The sequence below is a fragment of the Bacillota bacterium genome (assembly GCA_036504675.1).
Classification (GTDB): Bacteria; Bacillota; Sulfobacillia; order JAJYWN01; family JAJZPE01; genus DASXUT01.
Window position 1 is genome coordinate 1 of the sequence record DASXUT010000039.1, and the last position, 11,207, is coordinate 11,207.

Sequence of the window (11,207 nt, forward strand, 5' to 3'; positions counted from 1 at the left end):
GAGCTCAACCACGCCAGCATCATCGATGGTTGCCGGCTCTCCCGGGCCGATATCAAGGTCTTCCCCCACAAGGACATGGGCGGGTTGAGGAAGGTCCTCGAGGAGTGCAAGCCCAAATATGGCCGGCTGCTGGTGCTCACCGACGGGGTCTTCTCAATGGACGGCGACATCGGCGAGTTGCCGGGCATCGTCAAGCTCTGCCAGGAGTTCGGGGCCATCTCCTACGTCGACGACGCCCACTCCAGCGGGGTCCTTGGCCGGAACGGCCGCGGCAGCGTCGACCACTTCGGGCTGCACGGTCAGGTCGACGTCCAGGTCGGGACCTTGTCCAAGGCCGTCGGGGTCCTCGGCGGCTATGTCGCCGGCAGTCAGAACCTCATCAATTGGCTGATCCAGCGCGGTCGGCCCTTCCTCTTCTCGACCTCACACCCGCCGGGGGTCGCCGCCGCCTGCATCGCCGCCGTCGACGTCCTCGAGAACGAGCCGCAACTGATCGAGCGCCTCTGGGACAACGCCCGGTACTTCAAGAAGGGCCTGAACGACCTGGGCTTCAACACCGGCATCAGCGAGACCCCGATCACCCCGGTGATCATCGGTGAAGGGGCCAGGGCCATGAAGTTCAGCGACCGCCTCTTCGAGGAAGGCGTCTTCGCCCAGGGCATCGGCTACCCGACGGTGGCCCACGAGAAGTCGCGCGTGCGGACCATCGTCACGGCCACCCACACCCGTCAGGACCTGGACGAGGCCCTGGCCATCTTCGCCAGGGTCGGGCGGGAGATGGGGATCATCAGGTAGGGATGAAGGGGCCGAGCCAGACCAAAACATCCGGCCGAAGAAGACGACGACGCCAGGGCGGTCATGCCGCCCTGGCGTTCTCGTCGGCCTATGATGACCCCCGGGGTCGCTCCCCTTATCCGAGGCTGAGGCTCCACCTCAAGGCCTCGTCCACTCGGGCCATCGTGGTCCGACCCACCGATCCGAGCTTCCGGACAAGCCGCTCGGTGGCAACCGTCATCACCTGATCGAGCTTGATGATGCTCTCCGCCGACAGCCCGCCCTCGGGGGGCTCCATCGGAACCTGAAAGGGGTAAGCTTTTCCTTTTCGCGTTGAGACGGCAGCTACGATGGTAGTTGTGCTGCACCGGTTGCCGATATCATTCTGCACCACCAGCGCGGGACGGACTCCCGCCTGCTCGCTGCCGCGGCTGGGGTTCCAATCGACCAACCAGATCTCGCCACGTCGTGTTTCAAGGGTCATGACGCAGGGCCACCTCCGCCTGAGCCGGCAGGGTTGATTCTGCGTTTTCGCGGCTTTTGTCAGTCATGGCCAGATATCCTTCCGCCATATCAGCTTCGACCTGCCGCTGTCTAGCCCGCCTGAGAAGACTCGCAATAGCCCCGCTTCTCGTGGTCTTCTCACGCTTCTTGAGGCCGTCGAGGATGGCGATGAGGTCATCGGTAAGAGTTATCGTAATCTTTATCGCCTTGGCCATTGGCAGCACCTCTTGCCATAGAGCGTACCATACTCAGCGCCATATCGTCAAGGTAATCGCCTTCCTGCCGTGACCGTTCGTGCAGAGAGTGACATCAAATGCCCGACTTGACCGCCCGCAGCCGTTTCTCACACAGGTCCAGCCAGCGCAGGTCAGCCTCAGCCCGGACCGCGGCGGCCTCGGCCAGAGACAGGCGCACGGCCCGGTCGAGGCGGGCCGACGGGTAGGCCTCGCCTTCCGCCTCCCCCTCCAGCTCTGGCCCTGGCCTGCTCGAGCCGGTGCCGGTAGACCCGCCTCTGCTCGTCGACAAGGCCGAGGATCAGCTGCGGCCGGCGCCGGTCGGCGAAAAGGAGCTTGACCTGAAGCTCGTCGCGGACCGGCGGGGTCCGGCCGACCGGCTCGCGGACCCACTCGCCCAGAGCGTCGAGGCCCTCGGGGGTGACGCAGTAGGTCTGCCGATCGCGCGTCCCGGCCCTCGGTCCCTCCTCGGGCTCGACCAGGCCCTCCGCCTCGAGACGGCTGAGGGTGGTATAGACCTGCCCGACGTTGAGGGCCCAGTGTGGCCCGGCGATGCCCTCGAAGCTCTTCTTGAGCTCATAGCCATGGGCCGGCTTCCTGGCCAGGAGGCCCAGGATGGCGTACTTGATCGACATGGGATCACACCTCAAGGCCTTGTCGCCTTTGGACGGGGGACACGAAAAGGGCCCGCCCTTGCATACTAGTAGATAGATACTAGTATATACAGTCAAGCCCCCGCGGGTCGGCCAAGCGCTGATTGGGTCTGCCGGTACCACCGCCGGCGTGAGCTCTGGGTCAGCTCCTGACGATGATGACCTCGGTCTGGGGCCGCGAGATGTGGCCCTCTTCGACGACGGCGAAGGGGGGCCGTCAGCGGCGAGCGCTCACCAATCCAGCAGGCAACCGCTCCTTTGGTTCATTGGTGAATTTCCTTGACGGCGGTCGTTTACCGTTAAACGAAGGGCCCCCGGCCCGCCAGTCGCAGCCGAGCGTCTTGCCCATCAGGGGTTCGGCACACCGGGTGCCTTCGTCACCCGGTCGACGACGGCCTGACCTCCCGCCCGGGTCGGGGCCAACAGCTCCCGCTCGAGGCGGGTGAGGTCGGACGCCATCTAGGTTGTCGGGGCGGCCGCGAGCAGACGGCCAAGACGAAGCCGAGGCGCCGTAACTGGCAAACTTCTTGCGTCCAGCTTCCTTGGGTCACACCTATTCGCCGGCCACCGTGCCCGATGGCCAGGCCCTCCCGGCACGCTTACCATCTTCGTCGAGCTACCACCTCGTCGTGACGAGAATCATGTCGAGAACTGTCCTTTATTTCTGCCGATAGCGTAGAGGAAGACAGCGCCCGTTGTAGAAATTCCATTTCGAGGAAGAAACTGGCAACCTCCTGCAAGGGGGCCGCTTCTAACCGCCGGCCGCTGACCGCAGTCTTCTCGCCCGCGGAAGCCAATCCGTCGTCCTAGCCGCCCGTAGACTACCGGATCGAGCCCAGGCGCCGGTGCAGTGACGACGGCGTTGGCCGGCTCGCCCAGAAGCGACATGACCAGTCCAGTTCCACCGAGGGCAGACAGATTGGTATTCTAGTCATAGTGAATCACAATGAACTATGTTCTGAAGCAAGGGAGACGGCCAAACGGACCAGTCTCCCCTTTTACGTTGGTAGTCCGATGATACGCGCACTCAGAGACTGCAGGTCTCAAAGGAGGGATGAGTGCTCTACCATCAGGTCTGTCCCACGCTCCCTGCCCGTCCTTCAGGCCTCGAACTATGAACCGGCCCGCATTTTCTGGTGCAAGAAGGAGGATGTCAAGATGAAAAGGACGACCGTATTGGTGCTTACAGTGCTTCTGATCTTGACGGCGGCGGCTCCCGCGCTCGCGGCGCGAATGACTATGAGTCGGCGATCCGCAGCGACTACAACGCCACCCAACGGAACCCATCTCTCTCCGATAAGGATAAGGTTACGGACGCTGTTAACTGTTTCTTCAGGTTGAAACTTGAGAGTCGAGTCCAAGGTAGACCGCTTGGATTCGAGTTCCTTTTCAGCCTACCCGCCGGCAGAGAGACTTGGCAGTTCGAATGGGGCAGATTGCGTCACGCCCTGTTCGGGGATAAGCACTATTCCGTCGAGGTGAGCGCTTATGACTACACCCCGACCTTTGAGTCCATTGAGATCGGACCGGCTAATGCCACAGTCACGTTGCACCCTACGGCAATCCTTCATTACGATAACCCTAGTCGGCCAGACCAGGAAACCTGGCAGGAGTTGCACACCATGAGCCTCACAAAGGAAGACGGGTTTTGGAGGATTCTGAATGATTCCTACGAAGACGAATACCAATGGGCCTGGCCCAAGGGAACCGATTTTGACAAGCTGTTGGCCAGCTTGCCCGAAACCCTCAGAACCCTGGAAGGCGAAATGAACCAACCTCGGAGCATCTTGCTGCAGCCGGGCGAGGTCGGGATTCAATCCACCGTGGTCTACTATGACAGAAACAAGGCTTCGTGGTATGGCAAAACCTGGACGGATGATTCGGGAACGTTTTCAAGTGCCAACTACAACACTGCAAACTTCCTCGCCTATGCCACAACCGATTGTCAGAACTTCGTTTCGCAAGCTGTATGGTGGGGTTTTGGAGGCACCAGTGCAGACCGCAGTTTGCCAATGGTAAATAATATCCCAGGCGCCACCGCTTGGTGGGCAGACAGGAGCAACGCTACCGGCTCTTGGGCTACTGCTCCCACCTTCTACAGCATGATTCTGGACAACCAACTCTACAACAAGATCGGAGTTCACGGGTCGGCAGGTCAGTTAGCACAGACGATGGTGGGGGATGTCATGAAAATCAGCACGCCTGATGGGGAACATGTCTATCTGGTCACCCAGATAGACAACATCATTCCGAACGGCTACACGGATTATTCGGAGATACACGTCTCGGCTCACTCGAGAAACCGGAACAACCACCTTTTCAGTGACCTATACCCTACGCCCCCGCCTGGTCTGGAGTACAGATGGATTCAGTCCTTCCTGTGGCCTTAATTCGGATTCTTGACCTGACCTCCACCTGGTCAAGAGTCAATCGAACCAGCAGGAGGCAGTTGTCAATCAACCCGTTCTCTCTCGCTCCCAGCATTAGGACCATCGGCTCGGGTGTCCACCGTAGGTCCAGGCGATTACCGCACTGGACCACGACCATCTCTTCGATCCTCGTAATCTTCGCCGTCTTAGGGTGCAACCGCACGATGACCGATGAGACCATGGTCACCAAATACCTAAAGACGATGGGGTGGACTGCGGAGGCGGCCGAAGACTCTGGCCCGATCGCAAAGCTTCCGGTTGATATCCCCGCGGATTGGACCGTTGGCCAAGGTCCGCTTCCTATTGGACTGTACTGGTCGGTCGCTGACACCCTTTCTAAGGATGTGGGTCTGGGCCTGGAGGCCTACCGCGGTAAGGAAGTCGTGGCTTTCGTCGTCCCCCTCGCGCAGAGGCCCTGGCCAGAATGGGTGCAGGGGCAACGGAAGAACTTGGCGATCATTCTGGTCAAAGACCACCACGTGGTCGGGGCATGGTTGGAGCTGGAAGGCATTCTGCTTGGACCTTCGCTGAAAGGAAGGAACCTGACTGACATCACCGGGCTCGACTGGGGAGAGTGGCTCCTGGCCAACGGCCTAGCGGGTGCACCCTCACGGTCGCAGGAAACGCCTGAGGAAACAATCCGGGGCTACTTCGCCGCGTTGACACGAGCCGATGTGGAGCAAGCCGTGGCCAGACTGACGGCAAGGAACGCTCTTGAGGAATTGCTGCAGCGTGATGCAACCTCGGCCTTGTACACCACCGTCCCGCACGCTACATCCTTGGAGGAAACAATTGCTTCCGCCTCCGTCAAGAGCATTGCCCCCGCCGAAGGCGAGGCATACCGGCCTGCGCTTGAGCGCCTTGCCGCGGGAAAGCCGGCGGAGACGAGACGCTATGAAGTCCTTCTGGACGTGACCTGGCGAGTCCAAATGCCTGTGCCGAACGGACCTCACGAAATCACTATGACCCTGGTGATGGAAACGGCGGACTCCTCTTGGGGTATTGATGACCCATAGGGCCGTCCGCCTCTCGAAGACCAAGAGAGCTCACCCCTTGAACGGGTGAGCTCCCCTATTATCAGGGCCGGGCGGGTTATGGGCCGGATAACGTCAGTCTACGGCGACCCCCATCTCCTTCTCCAGGGAGTCCAGGAAGGTCTGGTCGTCGGTAAACCGCCGGGCCTGCTCAAGGCAGTCCTCGATGGTCTCCCGTCGCCGCTCCCGGTCGACCCGGAAGCTCTTGGCGGCGGCGATGAAGTCGCCTGTCTCGATGAACCGGCCGCCCCGGTCGAAGGCCACCCGCTTGGCCCGGGTGACCAGCTCTTCCAGCTCGGCTCCGGAGAACTCCTTGGTCAAGGGGACGACCTCGCTTTTCAGGAAGGCGACCAATGCCCCCTCGGCGATGGCCAGGGGAACCTTGGTCTTCTTGGCCCCGGCCTTCATCCCCAGGTGGACCAGAAGGATGTCCAGCCGGGCCTGATCCCCCGGGTAGAGAAAGGGGATCTTGTAATCGAAGCGGCCGGTGCGGGTGAAGGCCTCGTCGAGGTGCTCAGGGACGTTGGTCGTACCGACGATGATGGCCTCCCGATCGGGCTTCCCGAGCCACTCCAGGAACTGCGAGAAGACCCGCTTCGTCTCTTCTCCGGCCGAGTCCGACGTGGCTTCGCCGCGCTTGCCGAAGCGGTCGATCTCGTCGACGAAGACGATCGCCGGCGACATCTTCTCGGCCAGGCGGATGGCGTTCCTCAGGTTCTGTCCGGACTCCCCGAGCCACTTTGAGTAGATGTTCTCGGTGACCAAGTTGATGAAGGGCAGGTTGATCTCGCGGGCCAGGGCGTTGGCGAAGAGGCTCTTGCCCGTGCCCGGGGGGCCAAAGAAAAGGATGCCCTTGGGCAGGGGCAAGCCGAAGCGCGCCGCCCGGTCCGGCTCCTTGAGGACGTTGATGATGTACTTGGCGATGAAGTCCTTGATCACCTGGTACCCGCCGATGTCGTCGAAGCCGGTCTGGGGGTCCCTGACCTCCAGCACGCCCGAGCGCTTGACCAACTCCGACTTGAGCTGCTTGACCGTGGGCAGGTCGAAGCGGCGGGTCCGGTGATAGGACTCGAGGAGGAGGCTCTCCAACTGGTGGAGGTTGAGCCCGGCGGTGGCCAGGCTCACCTCGAGCACCTGTGGCTCGGTCAGGGGCAACTCCAGTTCGCGAGCGTCGCGGGCGATGATGTGCTCCCGCTCAGCCCCCGAGGAGGCATCGACGGAGATGATCACCACCAGTTCCTTGGTGAAGTCGTCGAGGATTCGATTGGCGTCGGAGGTCATGACGATGACCATCGAGCCCTTGTTGATGATCGCCGGGTCAATCGCCCAGGCCCGCAGGGCGCTCTGGAAACCGGTCTCAGACTCGCGGTTGTCGGAGATGTTCTGGACGATGAAGATGGTCCGCCACTTCTTCAAGAGGCCATCGACTTCTTTGAGGACGGCCCTGAAGGCGACCAGGGCGGCCGCGTCTTCCCCGAGCTTTTGGGCCAGGGCCGAAGAGCCGGTCTGGCGGCGGTAGGGCTCGACGGCGAAGCCACCGGCGCCCCCACTCACCGTCGCCAGCTTGCTGAGGCCCTCCCACTGGTCATAGACAAGAACGTAGTCGGCCCCTTTCGTCTCCGGCCGGCTGAGCAGGAACTCCTTGAGCTGGTAAAGTCGTTTCGGGTCGGTCGTCTCGTAGCAGATGATCGGGGAGTACATGCTCTTGCGCTTGAGCATCCCATCCTCGATCCATCCGGTGTCGAGGCCGCCCATCGTCATCGCCATCTGGCCACCACCTATCCGCAACGGGAGGAGAACTTGCGCTCGGTCCGGACCCCGTAGGCCTTGAGGGCCTGGGCCAGCGCCTCGGCCTGTCCCTCGCTGTAGTACTCACCGATCTCGATGTGCCCGGGGAAGACCCGGACCTCGAGGATGCTCCTGGGCCGCCCGACCTCAGCGGGCGGGACGGTCTCCGCGGCCGCTCCGGGCCTTTTTCTCATCCTCTTCTTCCTCCCGCTCTCCGGTCTCCCGGGCGATCAGCCCCGGGTCCTTCCGGACCACCTCGATCGGGTCAATCAGCAGGCCCAGAGCCTTGAGTACCCCGCGGAGCCGCTCGGCCTCGTCGAAGCACTCCTCGCCGGCAAAACCGATGAAGTTGGTCTCGAGCTTCCCCTCCGGGTTGATGACCACTTCGATCTTCTTCGGCATCACAGCACCCCCCGGACAAGGACGTCGCGACGACTGCCCTTGGCCTCGGCCTCGTCCCCCGGGCCCACCTGAACATCGTAGTTCAGTTCCCTGAGGGCCCTGGCCACGGCCAGGGCCGTGTAGTTCTGGGTGATCTGGTCCCCGATGGCCTTGGCCGCCCCCTGGTTGTCTCCATAGGAATCGAAGAGAAAACGAACCTCGCCGGTGGTCCGGGAGACTCGGACGCCCACCCCTCTTCGAAACTCCGGGGTGGACACGGCGAAGTCGCAGTATCGGCGGTGGCTGTAATAGTCCAGGACGCTGTCTCCGACCGTCCCCCCGAGGTCCTCGGCGGTCGCTTCAATGGCCGCCCGGAGCATCTTCCAGGTCGGGTCGTTCTGGCTGGTCGGGCTCTCCGGGGACCCGGGCTTGACCTTTATCTTGGTCTTGTATGAAGCGATATGGCTCAAGCCTTCTCCTCCCTAGCCCAGGGTGATTTGCTTGGACAAGAACTCCGTCCGCCGGGAATGCCATTCCTCGGCCTCCCGGCCGACCTCGTTGAGCCTGGCTTCATACTCGCCCTTCTGCCGATGCAGATCGGCGGCCGCCTTCTCCATCTCGGCCAACTCCTCGTTGGGAGCGGCCAGGTCCGGTTCCAGGAGGCCCAGGTCGACCACCTTGAGCTGGGCCCGCAACTGGTCCTGACGATCGGCCGACCCACCCTCCCCCGCCCGCCCCAGCCGGTCGATCTCCGTTTGGATACCCTCGCGCCGCGCGAGCCGACCCTGATGGGACAAACCGGCCATCTCCTGCCGCCACTCCTGGACCTTGACCACCCGGAGCCTGGCCACTCCGCCGGCCTGCTGCCACTCGTCGAGCAGTTGTTGAAGGATGTTCTGCTCGGCCAGCCTCTCCCGGTGTCTCCCCTCGATGGCCCGCTGTCTGGAGGCGGTCAGGGCCAGCCTTTGCTCGACCAAAGCCAGCCCCGAGCGGATGTGCTCGCGTTCCCGCTTCAGACGGACGATCTCGCGGTCATAGCCGCCGAGTATCCGATGGCGCAGGTAGCTTACGGCGGCGAGGCCCAGGGCGGCGAAGATCGGCAGGGACAGGGCCAGTCCGAGGAGATAGATGTAAACCGGCTCGATGTCCGGGAAGTGGAACCGGACGAAGGCGACCCCGGCCAGGTAGCTCACGGCCCAGACGAGGAGCAAGAGGGCCTTGCCCTTCCTCGTGTACCGGTAGCTGGTCAGCAGGTGATTGATGGCCAGGGCGATGGGCACGAGGACGACGATCAGCAGGACATACATCGGGTGGCGCACCCCCTCCTTGGGCCGGCTCGCCCCGGGCTCGGGCTTCAAAACGGCTCCTGCCTGAATTATATGCCCCACGGCCGCCGGGCTCAAGCCGGCGACCTTCGACCCCGTGACGGTTATTACGAACGGCGGGGGCCTCGAGTTTCCAGGCGACCCCCACCATAGGAGGATTTTTCTGAACTGTCACCGAAATGCTATTCAAACAAGCAGCCTATACCTAGCGACAATTCGCTCCCGGCGGCGGCCCAGATCGGTCGCCGCGATGGAGGTGGTCGGAGGAGCGAGCCTGGTCCGGAAGCCGGACTCATGAGTCCCGTTCGCTACGGGGATGAACCCCAATCGGTGAGGAGGTTGACAGTCTTGCGGAACCTCAAGCGCTGGAAGCTTATCCTCTGGCTGGTCGTGGTGACCTTCCTCGGGACCGCGGTCCTCGGCGGCTGCGCCAACACGGGCAAGAAGGAACTGACCATCAAGATGTATGGCTATACCAACCCCCGTCCATACAACGCCGTGGCCGACCAGTTGGCCGAAGCTGTGGCCGCCGATCTCAGCAAGATCGGGGTCAAGGTCGAGATCACCAAGTTGCCCTGGAAAGAATACAAGGACGCCGTCCAGAACAAGGGCGAAGGGGACATGGTCTTCTTCGGCTGGATCGGCGATAACGGGGACCCCGACAACTTCCTATACATGCTCCTCGATTCCAAGCAGATCAGCGACAAGGCCAACATGAACGAGGCCAACTACAAGAGCCCCGACTTCGATAAGCTGGTCGAGGAGGCCCAGGTCCTGACCGACCCGGCGGCCCGTCTCGACAAGTACGTCAAGGCCCAGGAGATCCTGGCCAAGGACGCCCCATGGCTGTTCCTGAGTCACTCAAACGACATGGTCGCCACCCGATCCGACGTCACCGGCTTCAAGCTTCACCCGACCGGCTGGATCGACCTGAACGCTGTCGACAAGCCGGCCAAGAACGGGAAGAAGGTATTCGTCTATTCCCGCGGCGCCGATGCCGTTTCTCTGGACCCGGCCATCCCGGACGACGGCGAGTCGTTCAAGCCCATCATCCAGATCTACGACGGCCTGTTCAAGTACAAGGCGGGATCGACCGAACTCATCCCCGGTCTGGCCGAGTCCTACGAGGTCTCCAAGGACGGCCTGACCTACACCCTTCACCTCCGGAAGGGCGTCAAATTCCATGACGGCACGCCATTCAACGCCGACGCCGTCGTCTTCAGCATCGACCGCCAGCTCCCCGGCAAGGCCACCGAGAACATGGCCTACGCCAGCTTCACCTTCGGTCTGGTGAAATCGGTGGAAAAGGTCGACGACCTCACGGTCAAGGTGACCCTGACCCAGCCCTACACCCCGTTCCTGGCCAACCTGGCGATGGGCCTGTCGGCCCCGATCGTCAGTCCGACCGCGGTCAAGAAGTACGGGGCCGACTGGGGGGTCAAGTACGCCGTCGGTACCGGCCCCTTCATCCTCACCAAGTGGGATCACGGCACGAAGACCATCTACCTCAAGAAGAACCCCAATTACTGGGGCGGCGCCCCGAAGCTCGATGAGGTCATCATCAAGGTGACCGACGACAACACCGTCCGGGCCAACGAAGTCCTGGCCGGCAACGTCGACATGGTCGACGGCATCGCCCCGGCCGACGTCGAGCGCCTGAAGGCCGACAAGAACGTCACCTTCCTCACCGGCGCCGGCATGAACGTTAGCTACTGCGCTTTCCGGACCAACCGGCCGCCCTTCGACAACGCCAAGGTCCGCGAGGCCATCAGCCGCGCGGTCAACGTCGAGGCCATCGTCAAGATGCTCTACAAGGGCACGGCGACCCGGTCGAACTCGGTCATGCCGCCCGGGTTCTTCGGCTTCGCCAAGGACGTCAAGGCCTACTCCTACGACCTCGACCTGGCCGTCAAGCTCCTCCGCGAGGCCGGCTACAAAGCTCAGAAGCCGAAATAGGCCGGTTTTGAACCGGACCGAACCGAAGGGGATGTGGTCTAGGCCACATCCCCTTTTGGCGGGCCGGCCGGAGTCGAGGTCCTGAAGAGCCCTATCCTGAACGGGGGCGCTATCCTCCATGTGGACTTAC

The 11,207-nt window shown here is 62.4% G+C and carries 11 protein-coding genes and 1 pseudogene; 4 read left to right on the forward strand and 8 right to left on the reverse strand.

The window, feature by feature from the left end; all coding sequences use genetic code 11:
- A partial coding sequence (locus VGL40_03125) for an aminotransferase class I/II-fold pyridoxal phosphate-dependent enzyme (protein HEY3314261.1) occupies window positions 1–795 on the forward strand: 795 nt, incomplete at its 5' end.
- A gap of 115 nt (window positions 796–910) precedes the next feature.
- On the opposite strand, the gene VGL40_03130 is transcribed toward VGL40_03125, so the two are convergent.
- From VGL40_03130 to VGL40_03140, 3 genes and pseudogenes are all read right to left on the reverse strand, one after another.
- Window positions 911–1,258, reverse strand: a complete 348-nt coding sequence (locus tag VGL40_03130) for a type II toxin-antitoxin system PemK/MazF family toxin (protein HEY3314262.1) — start codon at window positions 1,256–1,258, stop codon at window positions 911–913.
- Entirely contained in the window at window positions 1,248–1,493 is a 246-nt protein-coding gene (locus tag VGL40_03135; protein ID HEY3314263.1) for a CopG family transcriptional regulator, read from the reverse strand. The genes VGL40_03130 and VGL40_03135 overlap by 11 nt, the downstream gene beginning before the upstream one ends.
- A gap of 428 nt (window positions 1,494–1,921) precedes the next feature.
- Window positions 1,922–2,146: pseudogene (locus VGL40_03140) on the reverse strand (PadR family transcriptional regulator).
- 1,640 nt (window positions 2,147–3,786) lie between these two features.
- Between VGL40_03140 and VGL40_03145 the strand changes: the two are divergent.
- Together VGL40_03145 and VGL40_03150 are read left to right on the forward strand one after the other, a co-directional pair.
- Window positions 3,787–4,554, forward strand: coding sequence for an amidase domain-containing protein (locus VGL40_03145; protein HEY3314264.1), 768 nt, complete (start codon window positions 3,787–3,789; stop codon window positions 4,552–4,554).
- Window positions 4,555–4,757: 203 nt separating this feature from the next.
- The gene (locus tag VGL40_03150) at window positions 4,758–5,609 is read left to right on the forward strand and encodes a DUF4830 domain-containing protein (GenBank protein HEY3314265.1); all 852 of its coding nucleotides are present in this window, start codon (window positions 4,758–4,760) and stop codon (window positions 5,607–5,609) included.
- Window positions 5,610–5,702: 93 nt separating this feature from the next.
- On the opposite strand, the gene VGL40_03155 is transcribed toward VGL40_03150, so the two are convergent.
- The 5 genes from VGL40_03155 to VGL40_03175 are packed head-to-tail and all read right to left on the reverse strand — an operon-like array spanning window position 5,703 to window position 9,103.
- On the reverse strand, window positions 5,703–7,394 hold the full coding sequence (locus tag VGL40_03155) for an ATP-binding protein (protein HEY3314266.1): 1,692 nt from the start codon (window positions 7,392–7,394) through the stop codon (window positions 5,703–5,705).
- A gap of 11 nt (window positions 7,395–7,405) precedes the next feature.
- Complete coding sequence (locus tag VGL40_03160; protein ID HEY3314267.1) at window positions 7,406–7,609, reverse strand: hypothetical protein; 204 nt, start codon at window positions 7,607–7,609, stop codon at window positions 7,406–7,408.
- Window positions 7,563–7,817: a hypothetical protein gene (locus tag VGL40_03165; GenBank protein ID HEY3314268.1), complete on the reverse strand. Its 255-nt coding sequence runs from the start codon at window positions 7,815–7,817 to the stop codon at window positions 7,563–7,565. Before VGL40_03165 ends, VGL40_03160 begins: the two co-directional genes overlap by 47 nt.
- Window positions 7,817–8,266 (reverse strand): hypothetical protein, encoded by a 450-nt coding sequence (locus VGL40_03170; protein HEY3314269.1) that lies wholly within the window; start codon window positions 8,264–8,266, stop codon window positions 7,817–7,819. The genes VGL40_03165 and VGL40_03170 overlap by 1 nt, the downstream gene beginning before the upstream one ends.
- A 12-nt stretch (window positions 8,267–8,278) precedes the next feature.
- On the reverse strand, window positions 8,279–9,103 hold the full coding sequence (locus tag VGL40_03175; protein ID HEY3314270.1) for a hypothetical protein: 825 nt from the start codon (window positions 9,101–9,103) through the stop codon (window positions 8,279–8,281).
- 366 nt (window positions 9,104–9,469) lie between these two features.
- Between VGL40_03175 and VGL40_03180 the strand changes: the two genes are divergently transcribed.
- Window positions 9,470–11,077: an ABC transporter substrate-binding protein gene (locus tag VGL40_03180; GenBank protein HEY3314271.1), complete on the forward strand. Its 1,608-nt coding sequence runs from the start codon at window positions 9,470–9,472 to the stop codon at window positions 11,075–11,077.
- The last annotated feature ends 130 nt before the right edge of the window (window positions 11,078–11,207 follow it).

Bases quoted from the DNA above. Each gene is read 5' to 3' on its own strand.
- VGL40_03130 (HEY3314262.1), bottom strand. From the start codon at position 1,258: ATGACCCTTGAAACACGACGTGGCGAGATCTGGTTGGTCGATTGGAAC.
- VGL40_03135 (HEY3314263.1), bottom strand. From the start codon at position 1,493: ATGGCCAAGGCGATAAAGATTACGATAACTCTTACCGATGACCTCATC.
- VGL40_03145 (HEY3314264.1), top strand. From the start codon at position 3,787: ATGAGCCTCACAAAGGAAGACGGGTTTTGGAGGATTCTGAATGATTCC.
- VGL40_03150 (HEY3314265.1), top strand. From the start codon at position 4,758: ATGACCGATGAGACCATGGTCACCAAATACCTAAAGACGATGGGGTGG.
- VGL40_03155 (HEY3314266.1), bottom strand. From the start codon at position 7,394: ATGGCGATGACGATGGGCGGCCTCGACACCGGATGGATCGAGGATGGG.
- VGL40_03160 (HEY3314267.1), bottom strand. From the start codon at position 7,609: ATGAGAAAAAGGCCCGGAGCGGCCGCGGAGACCGTCCCGCCCGCTGAG.
- VGL40_03165 (HEY3314268.1), bottom strand. From the start codon at position 7,817: ATGCCGAAGAAGATCGAAGTGGTCATCAACCCGGAGGGGAAGCTCGAG.
- VGL40_03175 (HEY3314270.1), bottom strand. From the start codon at position 9,103: ATGTATGTCCTGCTGATCGTCGTCCTCGTGCCCATCGCCCTGGCCATC.